We start from the raw sequence: 20,837 nt of genomic DNA, 5'->3' as shown, positions 1-20,837 counted from the left end.
GATTATTGTCCTACAACCTGTTTTTTATATTCAAAGGTCCCATCCCACTCAGGGAGTTCAGCTGGGGGGAGGGGGACGATTTTATCGATATCGGGGAACTTGGCTGTTTCGTCAGATGCGTCAATTTCTTTGACTATTAATTCATAACGGGCGGAGCGTTCTGGATCAGGTTTAATTGGTAGATAATAATAATCTTTAGGTGTTGAATTTGGAGAAAATGCTTTACTTAGCATAGAAGCTCCCATTCGATACCCGTTCCTTGCGGAAATTTGAAAAAACTTTAAAGTATTATCAATATTTTTTTCTACATCTCTTGAGTACGCAGCTAAATTATAACTGGCTTCTCCATGTCCTTGTTGCGCGGCACAAGTAAGCATTTTTTTACCAATATCGGGACGATAAGCTGGATTATCGCTATCTGAAACTCGTTGTGATATAAAGATATCACCAATAAAATACTGCGCTTCTGGATTACCTAAATCAGCCGCTTGGCGAAAATAAGCCAAAGCTTTTGTGCGGTCAGCCGCCACGCCATAACCCGTATCGAGATAATGTCCCATTTGGTAATAACCGTAACTGATGTTTAATTTAGCCATTTTTCGGATAATATCCCATACTTCTTGCGCAGGACCTTTACCTTCAATCGGAGGCACTTTGCCATAACTAATTAAGTTACTGAGATTCAACATGGCTTTGGGGTGATTTCGCTCGGCTGCTTTACGATATAGCACACCAATTTGCTTATAATCCCGCTGGTATTTATTGACCTTTTCTAGTTCACGCGCTTGTTTAAACCAAATATCCGCTTCCGGATCAACGGGTGGTAGCGTGTCTTTTTCATACACACAGGTGAAGGCTAAATCGGGTTCTGTTTTTTGAGTCACATTGACGTCCTTTTTATCAATGGGTTTACAACCCATCAATAGCAAGCCTAATACGACGACAGCATATTGACTGGCTAGATGGTTAGAGGATAAAAAGGAACAAGTCATGATTATTGTCCTTCAACCTGTTTTTTATATTCAAAGGACCCATCCCACTCAGGGAGTTCAGCAGGGGGGAGGGGAACGATTTTATCGATATCGGGGAACTTGGCGGTTTCGTCAGAAGCATCCATTTCTTTGACAATTGCTTCATAACGGGCTGAGCGTTCTGGGTCTGGTTTAACCGCTAGGTAATAATAGTCTTTTGGTGTTGTGTCTATTTTAAATGTATCAATGAGTATTGAAGCTGAGATTCTATGTCCATTTTCCGATGCTAATTGAAAAAATTCTAATGCTATGTCAAAGTTTTTTTCCACACTCTTATAAAACATCGCTGCTGTAAATGCAGCTTCTTTATTACCTTGTTGAGCAGCACAAGCAAGCATTTTTTTTCCAATTTCAGGTTGATAAGCAGGATTGTCTTTATCTGATAAACGTTGAGCGAGAAAAATATCACCAATAACATATTGCCCTTCTGGGCTGCCTAAATCGGCAGCCTGCCTAAAATAAGCTAACGCTTTCGTTCTATCAGCAGGTACACCATAACCCGTATCGAGATAATGTCCCATTTGGTAATAACCATAGCTGATGTCTAATTTTGCCATTTTTTGAATAATGTCCCACACCTCTTGTGCGGGGCCTTTGCCTTCAATCGGGGGGACTTTGCCATAACTAATTAAGTTACTGAGATTCAACATGGCTTTGGGGTGATTTCGCTCGGCTGCTTTACGATATAGCACACCAATTTGCTTATAATCCCGCTGGTATTTATTGACCTTTTCTAGTTCACGCGCTTGTTTAAACCAAATATCCGCTTCCGGATCAACGGGTGGTAGCGTGTCTTTTTCATACACACAGGTGAAGGCTAAATCGGGTTCTGTTTTTTGAGTTACAATGGTGTCCTTTTTATCAATGGGTTTACAACCCATCAATAGCAAGCCTAATACGACGACAGCATATTGACTGGCTAGATGGTTAGAGGATAAAAAGGAACAAGTCATGATTATTGTCCTTCAACCTGTTTTTTATATTCAAAGGACCCATCCCACTCAGGGAGTTCAGCTGGGGGGAGGGGTACGATTTTATCGATATCGGGGAACTTGGCGGTTTCGTCAGAAGCATCGATTTCTTTGACAATTGCTTCATAACGGGCTGAGCGTTCTGGATCAGGTTTAATTGGTAAATAATAATAATCTTTAGGTGTTGAATTTGGAGAAAATGCTTTACTTAGCATAGAAGCTCCCATTCGATACCCGTTCCTTGCGGAAATTTGAAAAAACTTTAAAGTATTATCAATATTTTTTTCTACATCTCTTGAGTACGCAGCTAAATTATAACTGGCTTCTCCATGTCCTTGTTGCGCGGCACAAGCAAGCATTTTTTTACCAATATCGGGACGATAAGCTGGATTATCGCTATCTGAAACTCGTTGTGATATAAAGATATCACCAATAAAATACTGCGCTTCTGGATTACCTAAATCAGCCGCTTGGCGAAAATAGGCTAAAGCTTTAGTACGATCAGCGACGACTCCATAGCCTGTATCGAGGTAGTGTCCCATTTGGTAATAACCATAGCTGATGTCTAATTTTGCCATTTTTTGAATAATGTCCCATACCTCTTGTGCAGAACCTTTACCTTCAATCGGAGGCACTTTGCCATAACTAATTAAGTTACTGAGATTCAGCATGGCTTTAGGATGATTTCGCTCTGCGGCTTTACGGTAGAGTGCACCAATTTGAGCATAATCCCGTTGAGATTTATTGACTTTTTCAAGTTCACGGGCTTGTTTAAACCAAACATCGGCTTCAGCGTCAACGGGAGGCAATGTGTCTTTTTCATACACGCAGGTGAAAGTTAAATCAGGTTCTGTTTTTTGAGTCACAATGGTGTCCTTTTTATCAATGGGTTTACAACCCATCAATAGCAAGCCTAATACGACGACAGCATATTGACTGGCTAGATGGTTAGAGGATAAAAAGGAACAAGTCATGATTATTGTCCTTCAACCTGTTTTTTATATTCAAACGTACCATCCCATTCAGGGAGTTCAGCAGGGGGGAGGGGTACGATTTTATCGATATCGGGAAAGCGTGCCTCGGGATTATTTCTAATCTCATTAGCAATAGCTTCATAACGAGCAGAACGTTCAAGATCTGGTTTTACACCTAGATAGTAATAATCTTTTGGAGTTGTATTTGGGTCAAAAACTTGATTTAACCTAGATGCAGCACTACGCAAACCATTTTTAACTGCTAGTTGATAGTATATTAAGGTAGTATCAACATTATTTTCCACATTAAAAGAGTATGTAGCAAATCGACGCGCAGCTTCCCCATTACCTTGTTTAGCTGCGCAATCCAACATACTTTTTCCTATTTCGGGTTGATAGGCAGGGTTATCTCTGTCCGATAAGCGTTGAGAAACAAGTATATCTCCAATCACATATTGAGCCTCTGGATTACCTAAATCTGCAGCTTGACGAAAATACGCTAACGCTTTCGTTCTATCAGCAGCTACACCATAACCCGTGTCTAGATAATGTCCCATTTGGTAATAACCATAGCTGATGTTCAATTTAGCCATTTTTTGAATAATATCCCACACCTCTTGTGCGGGACCTTTTCCTGCTATTGGTGGCACTTTGCCATAACTGATTAAATTGCTTAAGTTAAGCATGGCTTTGGGGTGATTACGCTCCGCGGCTTTGCGGTAGAGATCACCAATTTTGGTATAATCTCGTTGATGTTTATTCACTTTTTCAAGTTCACGTGCTTGTTTAAACCAAATATCCGCTTCCGGATCAACGGGTGGTAGCGTGTCTTTTTCATACACGCAGGTGAAGGTTAAATCGGGTTTGGCTTTTTGAGTCACAGTGACGTCCTTTTTATCAATAGGCTTACAGCCCATCAGCAGAATAAATCCCAATAATAATGCGATGTTTATTTTTATGTTCATCATTTAATCCGCATTTTTTAAACTAATAGTTTTATCCTCGAAGGGAAGAAGAGAACTTACTGGTTGTTTTTTATCTTTTTTATTTTCTTTATTATCAGCAAGAAGATCTTTCCATTTTTCAAATTCTGTATCTAAGCTACTAGAAACACTCCCAGTCCTCTTATGCAATCCCCATAACTTTTCCCTTAACGGCTTCACAATTGGAAAATCATCGGTATCTTGCAATATCACGGCGATTTCACTGTCGAATGCCATGCTGCGTAAATTAATATTGGCAGAGCCTTGAATTAAAAAGGTATCATCGACTAAAGTTAATTTACTGTGTACATACACTTGCTGCCATCTATCCGAATCAGGAGAGACAAGTGTACAGATCATTGTTTCTAGCCCCTCAATTTTTTCAGGCTGAATATCATCAGGGCTTTTGATATCTTCACTTCGAATATAGACCCCCCAATAACCCGACTTAGGTTTGAACGATTGATCGTAAACGTGCTCTTTCATTAAATCTCGACGACCAAGTTGTTCTAACATCTTATAAGTTTGATAACCGCCTACTTCATTCGAACTTCCGACAGAGGGTTTTTCCGTTGAATTAGTGACAACAAAAAGATAGAACGGAGGTGGTTTAATGCTTTGTAATTTGCTGTCAGTTTCAGCAGCTTGTAAAAAACGTCGGTTTCGTTCTTCAACCATATCCCGTAAATTGGTCGCTATAGATGACAAACGAAAATATTGGTTTTCAAAATAGATGTAGTTACGGGCATGTTTAACACCATGATCATAGGCTTTTAATATATCGTATTCATCGTGTTGTGGCTGGGTTCGGCAAATTTTTCCGCCCGTGGGAACTAAAGGATTATTGGCTAAAAATGTGTAATGGGCGTTGAGTTTTTTGATATGCTCAGGTGTCGGGATATAGTCACATCGTGAGCGACTTTCTCTCTGTGCAAGTTGCTCTACATCGTCACCTTTGCTGGCGAAAAAACCATCAGTTTTTTTCCACGCCGACACAAAGTTATCATTTAAATCATACAGTAGCTCACCATACACACAGTTTGAGGTATCCTGCCACGCAGTTACGCCATCGCGACCAAGCCATGACTCTTCCTTATAACGAGTGATGGCATGTGCATCTTGATCCCAATATTCCGAGTGCATATTGTGCCCCATCACAAAACCAATCGCATTTTCAGGCTCTTCATAATCGATTAAAACCGCTTTTTGATGATGCGTTGAACCAGCCGCTAAAGCAGCCCAGCGAGCACTTAGCTCAGTTTCTTGACTCGAAAATTGATGATTGGTTCGCGCCGTAACATCTTTTAATCGCGAATCAGGTATACTCATTGTAATATCACGAGTCCGTACTGACAAGTTTTTGACAAGGCCCATATGAACTTTACGGTTCCAAGCGATATCAAACTGATATTGTTTTTGGGTTTGATAATCGAGCTTTGCACCAAAGACAAGAAAATCATTGAGTTGGGATGGCGATATCACTTGTTTCCCCCAACCGGGAAAGCTTTTCTCAAAATGTTTTCCCACATGATCAAACCACACAAGTACACGCACTTGCACACCTTCATTGGCCTTTTGCTCTAACAACTCGCCAATCATCGGATATTGACCTTCTCGGGCATCCGAACTACGTTCAAAATACATAGAGGGTTGAAAGCCCCATGTAATAATATCAATACTTTTTTTCGCTTTACGAATAGCTTCCGCAACGGCAGCAAAGGTTTGTTGTCCATTAATTAATGGTGCATAGGTAAATAAACTCATGGGGTATTTCGTGCGTTCAGGTATCCAGCTTGGCGTCACATGTGCCACCATGCAACTTGATACTGGTATATCAATCATCGGTGGCGTTGCTGATGTTGGGAGTTGAACTCCTAGCGGGAATTGGCTCCAATTACCTCCAGACATATTACTTATCCTTTTTGAATGCGGTTAAAAACTCTGAAAGGTTTTGACCCCATGCATCGCCAATACGTGCATTTTCACGCTCTTGGCTAGGTGCGCTTGGTCTAAATCCAATATTGACTGTAGGCTCGTTACTGTCATCATCTTCAGCAGGTGGTGGTACTGTAATGTCATAACGATCCCCACTGAGTAGGTATAGTTGATAGCTATCGGTGGGAATATCATGGTCAATTTGGACATTACCTTGCGCATCACTCATACCTTTTAAAATCAGTGCTCCATTGGCATACAGTTCATACGGCTCAAATGCACGCGCCTTCATCGGGCTTTGTGGTGAGGAGCTCAGTTGAAAACGCAAGGTTTGTTTTGGCATCGATTGCGGGAATTGCGGGTGAGTGACATCCATAGACGCCGGTCCTTCAACCACCCAATTAGTGGCTTTCACCGTTTGGTTATTGGGGCTACCGTACTCTATCTGCCCGCCTTTTAATCGAATATAGGCGCCACCACAGGTCAATAGAAGTTCATCTTTAGCGGCAACGACGGTTTTACCACCGGTACTAGTGACGGTCATGTCTTTGAGTGAGGTGAGATGCATTTCATCACTTTGAGCTTGAATTTCCACTTTACCTTTTGCTGCAAAGGCTTTGATTCCTAAGGTGTGAGCAAATAAGCTGATGGCTTGACCTGCGGCTAAGGTAATTTTTTTACCGACTGAGATATCTGCCTGTTTATTGGCCGTCAGGGTAATGTTTTCACCGCTGTGAGCCTGTACGGTTTTGGGTGAGGTTAAGGCAATACCTGCTGGCGCACTAAGCAATAACGCTGCCTGCTGCAATTCGTTGATGGACTCAGTTAATAAGCGTTGCTGAGCTTTCATGTCTGCCAGCTCTGCTTTTGCGACTTCGGCTGCTTCCCGTAGGGAGCTCACTAGGTTCAATGCATCATCCAGTTGTTGCTTGGCTTCGCGCATATCCAGTTGTTCTGAAGAGGCTTTCGTGCGTAAATCGGTGCTGATAAACAGCCCTTTCCCCGCACGTATCGCCCCCCAGCTGTCGGTTCGCAGCTCAAAGCCATCACCGCGCTTTTCACGCCCTTGATTAACCAGATGCCCTAAATTGAGTTGCGATTTCCCCCCGTATTCGGTGCTGAATTTGATGTGTTCTTCCCCGCGTTTGTCTTCCATGCGTAGCTTATTATTCGCAGGGGTACGAATGACATTGCGGGTATTATTTTTGTCAGTGATGTGGTCGGGACGATGGGAATCGTGTAACGCATGGGCGATATACGGTCGGTCTGGGTCACCCTCATGGAAGGCAATAGCAACCTCTGTCCCTTGAATTAACGGGAAGTGCATGCCGTAGGTATCGCCTGCGTAGGGTTTCGCCAGTCGTACGGGCATACTTTCATACCCCGTCGGTTTTTCATCACGGTCGGCATCGAATTTCACCCAATAAAAACCGTGTTCGTTTTGATGAGCGTAAATATCGTGGGATTTGGCGCTGGTGATACGCGCCATCAAAGTCCCAGCAATCACAGGGCGAGGCTTCAAAGTCGGACGCCAGCACAAAGTTTCGGTGTACGACGTTGCATCAAACTGCACGACTAAGGCATTGCTGCGGCTACCTGAAAATCGCAAGCGTGTGATTAAGATTTCAGATTGAAAGTCAGACGGTAATGTTGAAGGCAGTTGGTTATCGGTAATTTTGAGCACCAATAATGGCGTTAGCATCGGTGAGTTACTTTTACCGTGCAACTGAGTCTGACGAGCCAGAAAACGCTCATGGTCAAGGCGTGACCAAAAGTGAGCGGTTTCCGTTTCAGGTTGGTACTTCTCACCGCGCTCAAGGTGGCGAGCTTGATAATGGTACACATCACCATAATTGATGTCGTCGCCATTGCCTCGGGTCATGTCCGTTTCAATGGATTGCAAGGTTTGCATTGCTTGGCGGTGATTGTAATCTTTGGTGGTCACACTACGCTCCACCACTTGATGACGCAGCGATAATCCCCACACACTCTCCACGCCATTATCATTCATGCCAGAAGGACTGTTTAACGGGAGCTGCAAATCATACACATACGCACGTTGGCTATCCCCAAAATGAATGACTTCGGTTTTAGTGTCGGCTTGAAGACTAAAGGAATAGAAAATCCCGACTTCACTTAACAGGCGTTCGATAAATTGCCAATCACTCTCATTGATTTGGTTGATTTGCTCCCGTTTAGGGTATTGGCGTTGCAAATGAAACTCAAATTCCCAGCCTTTCATGTCATGCTCACGCAAAATGAGGTCAATGACGTCCGGCACGGATTTATTTAAGAAAAAACGGTGAGAGCGCATTTGATGACGTAACAGAGAGACAAATGGCTCTATCACAATTTGGTATTGTGCTTCATCAGCGGAGCCAGACAGCCGCTTGAAGTGGGTGATCACGCCATGAACACGTTTTTGCGGTTCAGTCAGTGTGTTCAGCGCAGCCAGCGGTAGAGTGGGTGACGAAAAGGTAAAATCAGCACTGCGGCGAAGAAACTGTGGTGCTTGCAGGTTTTTCTCTGTGGAAGTAAAGGTAATCTGATAACGGTACGTTTCGCTAATGGCTTCACGTCCCGTGAAGTGCTCAACATCTAAGTGGGTCTGGCGACCTTGTACAGCAAGCTGGTAGCGATTATGGGATAAAAAAGGTCGTAGTGCATTATCCATTAAGCTCATCTTATTTCCTTTGTGTCCACCGTGGTAACCGAAAATACAATAAGCCGCGAGTGAGGTTACCCACTTTAATGTTAAGTAATTTACGTTAAGATAACGGATTACTGCGCATAAAGACAAATTGAATGTGAAACAATATTGAATAATAGGTGATGAATAGGATTTATCTGGGTGAGATAAAGCGTTAGTCGGATTCAGCAAAGAATATAAAAAGGAAGCGGTTAGACCTCCTTGGGGAATAGGCGTGTTTTCCGTGATGTGCCATATTTTTTGATTATTGGCACTGGCTTTTCCAATAAATCAAGTACCGCAAATAATCCCCGCCATCTTCTTGCAGCCCGTGCACCAATGGCTTCATACTTTTATGAGGTAAATCAGGCCACTCACCAATCCCTTTTGGTTGATGAATATTTTCCTCTGATAGGTTTTCCCATCCATCCTCATTCGGTACCCATAAACCTTGCCATTCTTTTTGTGCTATTCGAGGTAGCTTCCAGCAGGGTTGATAACTAATGCGTCCATGTTGCCTTAATACGTCTAATGGGGTTTCAGGGCGCAGGGTGGCTAGAAAACGGTAAGAACTGGCATTGTTGCTGAGCGTATCTCGATAAGTGTCATCGCTGTGCGTATCAATCAGGTATTCAAATGGTGAGACAGATTTCAATATATTGGCTGTACCGCCTTCAACTTCGATTTCCTCGACCCAAACCACGATTCGTTGCCAGACGATAGCCTGAATCAAGCAACGGTATTCTAGGGATTGCGTATCCAGTGGTAATATCATGATTTTGCGCTCTTCAAGGTAAGTTGCATGGTTATATGAACGTCTAACGCTATTTGAGTCCATATGGGCTAATTGTGCTTCGATAGCATCAGGTCGATATCCTAACTCATTTAATCGTGTGCTGCCTGTTGTACGTGGTCGCATGAGGGCTATATATACCACTCCAACCTCTCGTTTTAAGAAATTGCCTTAGCGAGTTAGTAGACATTGGTTTATGGCAAGAATCACGACCGGGAAATAAATGTTTGCGGTTACCAGTAAAACCATAAAGAGATCTTAGAATCGTAATAGCTTGTGTAGGCAGAGGAACAATATGTTCTCTTCGTGCTTTCATTCGCTCAGCTGGGATAGTCCAAAGTGCATTATCAAGATCGAATTCAGACCATTCCGCCTCAGCGACTTCAGATGGACGAGAAAGCGTCCACCACATTAACCACATACAATAGTTCAGTTGAAAGGTGCCACGGCTATTATCAACGTTGTTGAGTAGTTGACCTATTTGATCCGTAGTGAGGGCTTTTTTATGTTGTGTTTTGTTTGCTGGGAGAGCTTTTCTTATTGCCCATACTGGATCACTATCAGCTCTTAATGTGGCAACAGCCAATTCAAAAATCGCGGATATCGTCCGTTTAGCTTCAGCTGCAACTGTTGGAGCGCCTCTTTGAACTTCACGCTGCAATATTTTGAGAATATGGTGAGATGTAATTTCTCTTATTGGTAATGCACCGATAGAAGGAAATAAAATGCGCTCCAACATATCAAGGCGACGGTATTTGGTCACATCAGCGCAATCTTTCATTTGCAACCATTCTTTTGCGATGATCTGAAATGTATTTGCAGATTCGTTCGCTTTTCTGATCTTATCTAGTTGCTTAGCTTGTGTTGGATTAATTCCTGCTGATACGAGTTTTCTAGCATCATCACATTTAGAGCTGGCTTCAGCTAGTGTTACCAATGGGTAGTTGCCTAATGCCAGCATGCTCGATTTTCCATTTATTTGAAAATGAAACTGCCAGCTTTTTTACCATTAGGTATCACTTCAAGGTACAAACCGTTGAAGTCATTGATACGGAAAGTTTTTCTTTAGATTTTGCTGTTCTGTATTTTGTGTCAGTAAATATAATAAATTCAAGTAATTATGTGGATTTATATGATTATACTCACTGAAAAAAGAGAAGATAAATAAGCAATATATTTATTTAGGTGTGAGTTTTCATGAAATTCAGTGAGACATTAAACAGCATAAAACCATAGTAATATTATGAATTTTATGCTGTTTTTAAATGATGCTTAATGTGACAATCTAAAACTAGAGTATAGGCTTACACATTAAACAAGAAGTTTAATACATCGCCGTCTTGGACAATGTAATCTTTACCTTCAGCACGCATTCTACCGGCTTCTTTTGCTCCTTGCTCACCGCGATATTTAATAAAATCATCAAATGCGATGGTTTGAGCGCGAATAAAGCCTTTCTCGAAATCTGTGTGAATTTTGCCTGCCGCTTGAGGTGCAGTTGCGCCAACAGGAATGGTCCAAGCTCGAACTTCTTTTACGCCCGCGGTGAAGTAGGTTTGAAGATTCAATAATTCATAACCTGCACGGATCACGCGATTCAGTCCGGGTTCTTCAATTCCCAAATCTGCCATAAATTCATCACGTTCTTCATCTTCAAGTTCAGCGATATCTGACTCGATTGCAGCACAAACAGGAACAACGACAGAGCCTTCTGCTTCAGCGATCTTATATACCGTGTCAAGATATGGGTTATTTTCAAAGCCATCTTCATTCACGTTTGCAATATACATCGTTGGCTTGAGCGTTAAAAAACTTAAGTAACGGATGGCTGCTTTGTCTTCAGTGCTAAGGTCTAAAGTTCTTAACATGCCGGCTTTTTCAAGGTGCGGCAAACATTTTTCCAGAACTTCGAGTTCCGCTTTCGCATCTTTATCACCGCCTTTGGCGCGTTTTTGAATACGATGGATCGCTCGTTCGCAGGTATCAAGATCAGCGAGAGCCAACTCAGTATTAATAACATCAATATCTTCCGCTGGGTTTACTTGACCCGCAACGTGAATAATATTGTCATTTTCAAAGCAACGAACAACATGCCCGATGGCTTCCGTTTCACGGATGTTAGTTAGAAATTGGTTACCTAAACCTTCACCCTTTGATGCACCTTTAACCAAACCAGCGATATCAACGAATTCCATCGTAGTGGGTAAAATGCGTTGTGGTTTTACAATCTCAGCCAATTGATCAAGACGTGGGTCTGGCATTGGCACAACACCTGTGTTCGGCTCAATCGTACAGAAAGGAAAGTTGGCTGCTTCGATGCCGGCTTTGGTCAACGCATTAAACAGTGTGGATTTACCCACGTTAGGCAGACCAACGATACCGCATTTAAAACCCATATGTTTCTCACCTTAAAATAGCAAGGGGCAGGCGAGTGCTGCCCTGAATGTTAGAAAATTGGCGCTGATTATACACAAAAAGTTGTTTTTGATGAAATGAACTCTTTGTATAGGCTGATTTTACGCTGTCGCTTTAAAACTATGCAGACGGTTTATTGCTTTATCCATTCCATCACTGAGTAAAATGTCGGTACAGCGTAATGATTCATCGATAGCTTCATCAATCAGCTTTTGTTCCGTAGCAGTTGGTTTGCCGAGAACAAAACCAACCACTTTATTTTTATCGCCTGGATGGCCGATACCAATACGTAAGCGGTAAAAATTAGGGTTATTGCTGAACTTGTTTTGGATATCTTTCAAGCCGTTATGACCACCGTTACTGCCGCCAAGTTTCATCTTAGCAACACCTGGAAGTAAATCTAATTCGTCATGAGCGACTAAAATTTCATCAGGATTGATGCGATAAAAATTAGCCATGGATAAAACCGCTTTACCACTTAAATTCATGAAGGTCGTCGGAACGAGGAGTCGTACATCATGACCATTTAAATTGATACGGGCGGTGTAGCCAAAAAACTTGGCTTCCTCTTTTAAGGATTGATGGTGACGTTCTGCCAGCTGGTCGACATACCATGCTCCAGCATTATGACGAGTTTGGGCGTATTCAGCACCAGGATTGGCAAGGCCAACAATTAGTTTTATTTTGCTCACGGCTAATAGTTCACTGTCAGTTAATTCAATTATTAGGCCTAGTTTACCCTGAGAGGGGAAGATGTACAAAATTGAAATAGCGCTGATGCGGGCTGATTTAATATAAAATGTAGTTATGGGTAAAATATTTTTATAAAAAGCATCTTTTGTACAGAAATAATGAAAAAAGTCTAACCCTGTGATTGCCATCGCAAATAATTTTACTTAATGCACTATAATAACAGCATAAAGATATATTTTTTCGGAAGTTTCAAACATGCTTTGCTTATCAATCTACTGATACGGGAGGTAGATATGAAACGTAAAACAGCTCTCTTAATTGGTAATATTTTAATGGCGTTGGGTCTAATTGTCATGATAGGAAGCATTGCGCTGAATTTATCTTCTCATGTATTTAGTCTTAACTTACCAGATATGCTTACGATGGGGTCTTTATTTGGTATTTTTGTCGGCGCTATGATTTGGCTGGCGGGTGCAAGATTAGGTGGAAGAGACAAAGTTGCCGACCGTTACTGGTTGATAAAACACTATAACCATTCAAACCGTGATAATCACCGCTATCCATAAGTCATTTTGTCTGATTTAATACAATTTAGAATTATTGTGTTAAATAAATTGAATTAAGTAAAATAACGTATTCAAGTCAATTAAGCGTTTCTAAGGGTGCTGATTACAGCACCTTTATTATTTGGGGACCCGCTATTATTTTGTGGATTGAATACCAATGTTTTGAGTGAATGTTACTGTAATAATGACTGGAGCATGGGCAACTATGTGTATTGGTGTATGAGTAGCTGATTATTTAATGACTATCTTTAGATAGACTGAAACACACTGAATTTGTTTTGCGCATTTCTTCTGATTGCAACCCAGTATATTACCAACGTTATTCCTACCTCTATTTTTATTTCTTTTATGTGATAGTTAAAAGCGACATAACAGTTGAAATAAACAGGCGATAATACAGCCTATTAATAAAGAATGGCCTCAAGGTTATCATCAATATCTTTTTATTTTTTCATTTGAGTTCAGATTGACGGTGAGTGAAAGATGTAGATAACAATAAATAACAGAGTTAGGTAAGGGAATAACGTTGTTGTATGACAATACATAAAGCCCCTACGGTTGAATATCAAGCGTAGGGGCGCTACTTAAATCATGACGTTCTGCTGCTGAGCAAATAGAAAAAACGAGGTAGTTATACCTCGTTAATAATGCTTAGTGCTCAAACATCGCAGAAATTGACTCTTCATTGCTAATACGGCGAATTGCTTCGGCTAGCATGCCTGAAAGCGTCAGCGTACGAACTTTGTTCAACGCTTTAATTTCAGGTGAAAGAGGAATTGTGTCACAAACAATGACTTCATCAATAACTGAATTTTTGATGTTGTCGACGGCGTTACCTGAGAAAATCGGGTGAGTCGCGTAAGCAAATACGCGTTTTGCACCACGTTCTTTCAGTGCTTCAGCCGCTTTACACAGCGTGCCACCAGTATCTATCATATCGTCGACTAAAATGCAGTCACGACCAGAAACGTCACCAATGATGTGCATAACCTGAGAAACGTTCGCACGTGGGCGACGTTTATCGATAATAGCCATATCAGTGTCATTTAACAGTTTCGCGATTGCTCTAGCGCGTACGACGCCGCCGATGTCTGGAGATACAACGATTGGGTTTTCCAAGTCTTTCTGGAGCATGTCTTCCAGAAGGATAGGGCTACCAAACACGTTATCAACAGGAACATCAAAGAAGCCCTGGATCTGCTCAGCGTGTAGGTCAACGGTGAGAACACGGTCAACACCTACACTAGACAGAAAATCGGCAACAACTTTAGCGGTGATTGGTACACGGGCAGAACGTACGCGACGATCCTGTCTAGCATAACCGAAGTAAGGGATAACAGCGGTAATACGACCAGCAGATGCACGGCGCAGCGCATCGACCATAACAACCAATTCCATTAGGTTATCATTGGTAGGTGCACAGGTTGACTGGATGATAAAGATATCACCACCGCGAACATTTTCATTAATTTGAACACTGACTTCGCCGTCGCTAAAACGACCAACAGCCGCGTCTCCAAGATTAGTGTAAAGGCGGTTAGCAACACGTTGTGCTAGTTCCGGTGTAGCGTTACCAGCAAAAAGCTTCATATCGGGCACGAGAAAAACCTCAGGCTTGCGTCCAGAGAGATATTGTTGACCAATAAGACAGTTAAGTTTGTCACTATTGGTGCAATACACGGGTTATCCCAGCGCGGAACTTGTGCAGTGGCGATTCGTTCACTCCTTGAGCGACGAAACCATGCACCCACGATGGGGCTTTATTTAACACCTTTAGGGCATCGGCTTGCGTTTCAAATTCAGAAAAAACACAAGCCCCTGTTCCTGTCAGGCGAGACGGAGCATATTCTAACAGCCAAGAAACGAGCTGTTCAACCTCACGAAAACGTTTTCTTGCAATTGGTTCGCAATCATTTGCGTACGGAGCCAGTAATAATGCGGGTAGTGGGCGTTTTGGAGAATTTCTATTTAATTGTGGATCTGTGAAGATCATCGGGGTTGAGATTTCAATTCCTGGGTGAGCAACCAGATACCATTTCTCTTTAGGCGTGGCTGGAGTCAGAATTTCACCAATGCCTTCCGCAAAAGCAGCGTGTCCTCGAACAAACACCGGAACGTCCGCACCGAGTTTTTTACCTAATTCGGCTAAGGTTTCATCTGAAATTGCAGTTGCCCAATGTTCATTTAAAGCAATTAACACGGTCGCCGCATTGGACGAGCCACCGCCGATACCACCGCCCATTGGCAAAATTTTATTAATGTGAATATCAGCACCCAGCGGTTTGGAGAGGTTAAGGACATCACGACAATAGCATTGGAGTAATTTAGCCGCTTTGACGATTAGATTTTTTTCTGGCTCAACACCTGCCATGGTGGTGAGTAGATTGATTTGATCGTCAGCTCGAGTGGTTATGGTAATCTCATCGCCATAATTGAGGAATTGAAACAGCGTTTGTAGCTCATGGTAGCCATCTGCTCTACGACCGGTGATATAGAGAAAAAGATTTAATTTTGCAGGTGAAGGCCATGTTAACGTCATTTTTGTAAGGTCCAACTATCCATTTTTAGCTTAATTAGGCGCGAACCCTGACTCAGTTCAAGGTTGCTTGGTAACATTGGTTTAGTGCTGGTATCGTAGGAAAGATAGTTAAGCTGCCATTTTTCACCATTACCTTGTTGTAAGGTGACGGATTTGAGTAAATGGTTATCATCGAGTTCATATTCTGTCGCACGTCCCGGAGAGCCCGTTAGCCAAGCTGTTAGGTCGTCAAGAGGGATCTCCATGCCTGTAAGTTGATAAATCAACTCTGAAGGCACGTCACTCATATGAGTTTGTCCATCTTTTGTCGTCAGACGTGCTAAATCGGGTTCTACGGTGAGCTCTAACTCACGGCTACCCAGAGGGTTTGTTAACAATAAGCGATATTTTTCAGGTGTATATTGTTGCCAGAAGAATTTGGCATAGGTTTTACTTTGACCACCATCGTAGACAAAAGAGCCACGTGTTTGGTAATTCCGAAGCGCGTTCACTTCTTGTAAGTGAGCTTTCCATTCAGGATCCGCAGAGGAACCAGTACCTGATGTTGTCGTCTGTTTTGTGGTGACACACGCCGTTAGCAACAAACAGGAAAGTGGTAATAAGCGCCAAAAGCCTCGAGTGGAGGAAGGACCCAGAAAAGACCAAGTAGTAAACAGTTGCATAGCGACTCTCAAAAATCATCGGGTGAAAAATAACAACGCGTCTTTCAATAATGGTGACTCTTGCCGAAGCATCTCTGTTATCGCAATCGAGAAAATTATCGTCATGGATAACATGGAAAGAGAAAATAGCGCGACAAGGAACGGAAATATTGCGTTAAAACGACCAAATTATCAATCGGATTGAAGAAGTTTTGCCTATCTATACAATAGGAAAACGAGAGTGATCATGGATTTGATCTGTTAAGTGACCGTATTCTCACTATATATTATCAATATTGATAATTTCTTAATATATATAATAAAAAAATGGTACATCTCGAATATAATCCGGTGTAAAATAACATGACTAATAGTATTGTTATCGGCTAACTTCTTCATCATTGGTACTGAAAAAGTTAGGAGTTGATCATCTTTATGGTTTTCATTACGTGTAGACCATAGAAAGCGTGGCCTAGATCATCTACAATAGCGGGTAAACAATTAACAGTGGTGTGGTTATACTGCTGAAAAAATAATTAGCAATGTGAGCAATGTAGTTAAGCACAATGACCCTATTAGCATTAGGCATCAATCATAAAACGGCACCGGTGGCCTTGCGTGAGCGAGTGGCTTTCGGACCAGAAAAAATTGACCATGCACTTGAGGAGTTACTAAAACAGCCCCAAGTTAGCGGTGGCGTCGTGCTGTCGACCTGTAATAGAACCGAACTGTATTTGAGTCTTGAATCACAAGAGCGTGCTCAAGAGCAGCTGATCCAGTGGTTATGTGAGTTTCACGATATCAACGATCATGATTTGAAACCAAGCTTGTATTGGCACGAAGGTGATCGCGCGGTTAGCCATCTGATGCGAGTAGCTAGTGGTTTAGATTCTTTAGTTCTCGGTGAACCTCAAATTCTCGGTCAGGTCAAAAAAGCGTTCGCACTTTCACAAGATAATCATTCTTTGTCGAGTGAACTAGAGCGTTTGTTCCAAAAATCATTTTCTGTCGCAAAACGTGTTCGTACCGAAACAGAGATCGGTGCGAATGCGGTTTCTGTTGCTTTTGCTGCCTGTACTTTAGCAAGGCAAATCTTTGAGTCACTTAAACACCTGAATATATTGTTAGTAGGGGCGGGCGAAACGATCGAATTAGTGGCTCGTCACTTACGTGAACATGGTGTACAGAAAATGATGATAGCAAACCGTTCTCGTGAAAGAGCTGAGCTATTAGCCAATGAGGTTAATGCGGAAGTGATCACACTACCTGACATTGATACTCGGCTGGCGCAAGCGGATATTGTTATCAGCTCAACGGCAAGCCCATTACCGATTATTGGTAAAGGGATGGTCGAAAGAGCAATGAAAATCCGTCGTAGTAAGCCAATGTTATTAATCGATATTGCGGTTCCTCGCGATATTGAACCCGATGTTGAAAAGCTTAGGGATGTTTATCTGTATACGGTGGATGACCTTGAGTCGATTATTCAGCAAAACTTAGCTCAGCGTAAAGCAGCAGCGGTTGAAGCGGAATTTATCGTTGAACAAGAAAGCAGCCATTTCATGGATTGGTTGCGCTCGCAAGCCGCAGTGTCTACAATTCGCGATTACAGAGCGCAGGCTGAGGCAATCCGCGCGGGTATGACAGAAAAAGCACTCGCGGCGATTAGTCAGGGTGCAGACCCTGAACAAGTTATCACACAACTTACCCAACAATTGACCAACCGCCTGATCCATGCACCGACTAAATCTTTACAGCAAGCCGCTGGAGATGGTGATATGGAACGTCTGAATCTACTTAGGGACAGCTTAGGGCTGAACCATCAATAACCACATTTTAATTATGGGTCTGATATAACGAATGAAGCCTTCTATTGTCGCAAAACTGGAAGCATTACAGGAACGCTATGAAGAAATTCAAGCACACCTTGCCGATGCAGGTGTGATTGCTGATCAAGGGCGCTTCCGAGCCCTTTCAAAAGAGTATGCTCAACTGACAGATGTCGCTAAATGTTTTTCAGCGTGGCGAACTGTACAGGAAGATATCGAAACAGCAGAAATGATGTTAGATGATCCTGAAATGAAAGAAATGGCTCAGGAAGAGCTGAAAGAAGCTAAAGAGCGCAATGAAGAGCTTGAACAACAATTACAATTGTTGTTGCTGCCAAAAGATCCTGATGACGAATATAACTGCTTCTTAGAGATCCGCGCAGGAGCTGGCGGCGATGAAGCGGCTATTTTTGCCGGTGATTTATTCCGTATGTATAGCCGTTATGCAGAAGCTAACCGTTGGCGTGTCGAGCTAATGAGCACGAGTGATGGTGAACACGGTGGCTATAAAGAGGTTATCGCCAAGATTTCTGGTGAGAGTGTTTATGGACGCTTGAAATTCGAATCTGGTGGTCATCGTGTGCAGCGTGTGCCAGAAACGGAATCTCAGGGACGTATCCATACTTCAGCTTGTACAGTGGCCATCCTTCCTGAATTGCCTGAGGCTGAACTGCCAGAGATCAATCCAGCTGATTTACGTATCGATACCTTCCGTTCTTCCGGTGCGGGTGGACAGCACGTTAACACCACCGATTCGGCAATCCGTATTACGCATATTCCAACCGGCATTGTGGTTGAATGTCAGGATGAGCGTTCACAACATAAAAACAAAGCCAAAGCGATGTCTGTATTAGGTGCGCGTATTCGACAAGCTGAAATGGATAAACGTCAAGCAGCAGAAGCTTCAGAGCGCCGTAACCTTTTAGGTTCGGGTGATCGTTCTGACCGTATTCGAACTTATAACTTCCCACAAGGTCGGGTCACGGATCATCGTATCAACCTGACACTTTACCGTTTAGATGAAGTGATGGAAGGAAAACTTGATGGGCTGATTCAGCCAATTATTAATGAATATCAAGCAGATCAACTTTCTGCATTGTCTGAGCAAGACTAATGCAATACGGCGAATGGGTGAATCAAGCGGTTGCGAGATTGTCGAGCAGTGACAGTGCGAAGCGAGATGCTGAAATTCTGCTCCAACATATTACAGGGCAGAGTCGTAGTTTTATTTTTGCATTTGCAGAAACGACCTTAACACCCGCGGAGTATCAAGCTCTCGAAGCATTATTGAGCCGCCGTGAACAAGGTGAACCCATTGCCTATATTATCGGTGAGCGCGAATTCTGGTCTTTGCCTTTATTTGTCTCACCAGCTACTTTGATTCCGCGTCCTGATACTGAATGCCTTGTTGAACAGGCTTTATCAAGACTACCTCCTCAAAGTTGTCGTATTCTTGACCTCGGTACAGGAACGGGGGCTATAGCGCTAGCGCTTGCTTCTGAACGCTTAGATAGCTCAGTTGTTGGTGTTGATTTTAACCCTGAGGCCGTGTCTTTAGCACAACGAAACCAACAACGTCTCGCCATTGATAATGTGCAGTTTTTACAAAGCAATTGGTTTTCCTCACTTTCTTCACAACATTTTGATATGATTGTGAGCAATCCACCTTATATTGATGAAAATGATCTCCATTTACAACAAGGTGATGTAAGATTTGAACCTTTAACTGCATTAGTGGCAGATAATCAAGGACTGGCAGATTTAGATCATATTGTATCTAAATCGAGAGAATACCTAAGCCAGCAGGGTTGGTTGCTTGTTGAACATGGATGGCAGCAAGGTGTGGCAGTTCGTGAGTTGTTCAAACAGTATGGTTATAGCAATATCGAAACCTGCCAAGATTATGGCGGTAGAGATAGAATTACGCTTGGGCAGTGGAATAAAGCAGTGGAAAGGTAATGAAAACCATAGCAAATATTGAATTTAACAAAATACCTTTGAGCGAAGGTATTATGATTGTCTCCCAAAGCATTCGTGTCGATTTTCCTCTTATGCAAGTACAGGCTCAGTTGGATAGTCTCGTGGAGGCCGCTAAGACTGCTATTGATGTGAAAGCGGATAATGAAAGTAAAATTAACCAATTATTGATGCTTTTTTATCGTCAATGGCAATTCGGTGGGGCAGATGGCATTTATGCACTATCTGATATGCTGTGGTTAGATAAAGTTTTATCTTCCAAACGAGGCACACCAGTTTCATTAGGCTCGATTTTCCTTTATATCGCTGAAAAACTAGAAATCGATATTGAACCAGCGGTATTTCCAACACAGCTGTTATTATCAGCTCAAAAAAATGATGGCTCACAATGGTTTATTAATCCAGTTAATGGTGAAACGCTAACTTGGCATACACTAAATTTATGGATGAAAGGAACGGTTGATCCCTATTCTGAACTAGAAGATGACCAGCTCGATGTGGCTGAAAATAGTGTGATCATCCGTAAATTATTTGACACGCTAAAAGCCTCTTTAATGGAAGAGAAGAAAATGGAATTAGCGTTAAAAGTGTGTGAAACATTATTAACGTTAGACCCTGAAGATCCTTATGAAATTCGTGACCGTGGATTAATTCTCGCACATCTAGATTGTAATCATGTAGCACTGAATGATTTAAACTATTTTATTGAGCACTGCCCAGAAGATCCTATTTCTGAAATGATTAAAATTCAGATATATTCATTAGATAATCTTCCAGTAGTGTTACATTAATTTATGCACA

The 20,837-nt window shown here is 42.2% G+C and carries 16 protein-coding genes and 1 pseudogene; 5 read left to right on the top strand and 12 right to left on the bottom strand.

Going from position 1 to position 20,837, the window contains the following annotated elements; genetic code table 11:
- Nucleotides 1-2: 2 nt before the first annotated feature.
- The 9 genes and pseudogenes from P2E05_RS11020 to pth form a co-directional block, all read right to left on the bottom strand.
- Nucleotides 3-992 carry an SEL1-like repeat protein gene (locus P2E05_RS11020; RefSeq protein WP_272658101.1) on the bottom strand — a complete coding sequence of 330 codons (990 nt, stop codon included), beginning with the start codon at nucleotides 990-992 and terminating at the stop codon, nucleotides 3-5.
- A 2-nt stretch (nucleotides 993-994) separates the two neighbouring features.
- On the bottom strand, nucleotides 995-1,912 hold the full coding sequence (locus tag P2E05_RS11015) for a DUF6396 domain-containing protein (protein WP_420794211.1): 918 nt from the start codon (nucleotides 1,910-1,912) through the stop codon (nucleotides 995-997).
- Between the two features lie 74 nt (nucleotides 1,913-1,986).
- On the bottom strand, nucleotides 1,987-2,976 hold the full coding sequence (locus tag P2E05_RS11010) for an SEL1-like repeat protein (RefSeq protein ID WP_276122742.1): 990 nt from the start codon (nucleotides 2,974-2,976) through the stop codon (nucleotides 1,987-1,989).
- Nucleotides 2,977-2,978: 2 nt separating this feature from the next.
- Nucleotides 2,979-3,944 (bottom strand): SEL1-like repeat protein, encoded by a 966-nt coding sequence (locus P2E05_RS11005; protein ID WP_276122741.1) that lies wholly within the window; start codon nucleotides 3,942-3,944, stop codon nucleotides 2,979-2,981.
- Nucleotides 3,945-5,867: a phospholipase D-like domain-containing protein gene (locus tag P2E05_RS11000; protein ID WP_272658103.1), complete on the bottom strand. Its 1,923-nt coding sequence runs from the start codon at nucleotides 5,865-5,867 to the stop codon at nucleotides 3,945-3,947.
- A 1-nt stretch (nucleotide 5,868) separates the two neighbouring features.
- Nucleotides 5,869-8,577, bottom strand: coding sequence for a DUF2345 domain-containing protein (locus P2E05_RS10995; RefSeq protein WP_272658104.1), 2,709 nt, complete (start codon nucleotides 8,575-8,577; stop codon nucleotides 5,869-5,871).
- 775 nt (nucleotides 8,578-9,352) lie between these two features.
- Nucleotides 9,353-10,479 (bottom strand): annotated as a pseudogene (locus tag P2E05_RS10990) (tyrosine-type recombinase/integrase); the annotation flags it as partial.
- Between the two features lie 201 nt (nucleotides 10,480-10,680).
- The gene (gene ychF / locus P2E05_RS10985; protein WP_154622881.1) at nucleotides 10,681-11,772 is read right to left on the bottom strand and encodes a redox-regulated ATPase YchF; all 1,092 of its coding nucleotides are present in this window, start codon (nucleotides 11,770-11,772) and stop codon (nucleotides 10,681-10,683) included.
- Between the two features lie 120 nt (nucleotides 11,773-11,892).
- The gene (gene pth, locus P2E05_RS10980; protein WP_163861917.1) at nucleotides 11,893-12,483 is read right to left on the bottom strand and encodes an aminoacyl-tRNA hydrolase; all 591 of its coding nucleotides are present in this window, start codon (nucleotides 12,481-12,483) and stop codon (nucleotides 11,893-11,895) included.
- 294 nt (nucleotides 12,484-12,777) lie between these two features.
- On the opposite strand from pth, the gene ychH reads away from it, so the two are divergent.
- Entirely contained in the window at nucleotides 12,778-13,050 is a 273-nt protein-coding gene (ychH, locus tag P2E05_RS10975) for a stress-induced protein YchH (RefSeq protein ID WP_154623230.1), read from the top strand.
- A gap of 651 nt (nucleotides 13,051-13,701) precedes the next feature.
- On the opposite strand, the gene prs is transcribed toward ychH, so the two are convergent.
- The 3 genes from prs to lolB all read right to left on the bottom strand — a co-directional run bounded on the left by prs (nucleotide 13,702) and on the right by lolB (nucleotide 16,224).
- A complete protein-coding gene (gene prs, locus P2E05_RS10970) occupies nucleotides 13,702-14,649 on the bottom strand; it encodes a ribose-phosphate diphosphokinase (protein ID WP_006661866.1) in 948 nt (315 codons plus the stop codon).
- 64 nt (nucleotides 14,650-14,713) lie between these two features.
- On the bottom strand, nucleotides 14,714-15,589 hold the full coding sequence (gene ispE, locus P2E05_RS10965) for a 4-(cytidine 5'-diphospho)-2-C-methyl-D-erythritol kinase (protein WP_154623231.1): 876 nt from the start codon (nucleotides 15,587-15,589) through the stop codon (nucleotides 14,714-14,716).
- Nucleotides 15,586-16,224, bottom strand: a complete 639-nt coding sequence (gene lolB / locus P2E05_RS10960) for a lipoprotein insertase outer membrane protein LolB (protein WP_375097495.1) — start codon at nucleotides 16,222-16,224, stop codon at nucleotides 15,586-15,588. The genes ispE and lolB overlap by 4 nt, the downstream gene beginning before the upstream one ends.
- Nucleotides 16,225-16,796: 572 nt before the next feature.
- Here lolB and hemA point away from each other — a divergent pair.
- The 4 genes from hemA to sirB1 are packed head-to-tail and all read left to right on the top strand — an operon-like array spanning nucleotide 16,797 to nucleotide 20,827.
- Complete coding sequence (gene hemA, locus P2E05_RS10955) at nucleotides 16,797-18,059, top strand: glutamyl-tRNA reductase (RefSeq protein WP_154623341.1); 1,263 nt, start codon at nucleotides 16,797-16,799, stop codon at nucleotides 18,057-18,059.
- Nucleotides 18,060-18,090: 31 nt separating this feature from the next.
- The gene (gene prfA, locus P2E05_RS10950) at nucleotides 18,091-19,173 is read left to right on the top strand and encodes a peptide chain release factor 1 (RefSeq protein WP_154623340.1); all 1,083 of its coding nucleotides are present in this window, start codon (nucleotides 18,091-18,093) and stop codon (nucleotides 19,171-19,173) included.
- Nucleotides 19,173-20,018 carry a peptide chain release factor N(5)-glutamine methyltransferase gene (gene prmC / locus P2E05_RS10945; protein ID WP_154623339.1) on the top strand — a complete coding sequence of 282 codons (846 nt, stop codon included), beginning with the start codon at nucleotides 19,173-19,175 and terminating at the stop codon, nucleotides 20,016-20,018. The genes prfA and prmC overlap by 1 nt, the downstream gene beginning before the upstream one ends.
- A complete protein-coding gene (sirB1, locus tag P2E05_RS10940; protein WP_154623338.1) occupies nucleotides 20,018-20,827 on the top strand; it encodes an invasion regulator SirB1 in 810 nt (269 codons plus the stop codon). The genes prmC and sirB1 overlap by 1 nt, the downstream gene beginning before the upstream one ends.
- Nucleotides 20,828-20,837 lie beyond the last annotated feature (10 nt).

The sequence above is a fragment of the Providencia stuartii genome (assembly GCF_029277985.1).
Lineage (GTDB): Bacteria > Pseudomonadota > Gammaproteobacteria > Enterobacterales > Enterobacteriaceae > Providencia > Providencia zhejiangensis.
Note: the sequence above shows the minus strand (reverse complement) of the source record. Positions and strands in the feature narration are given on the sequence as shown.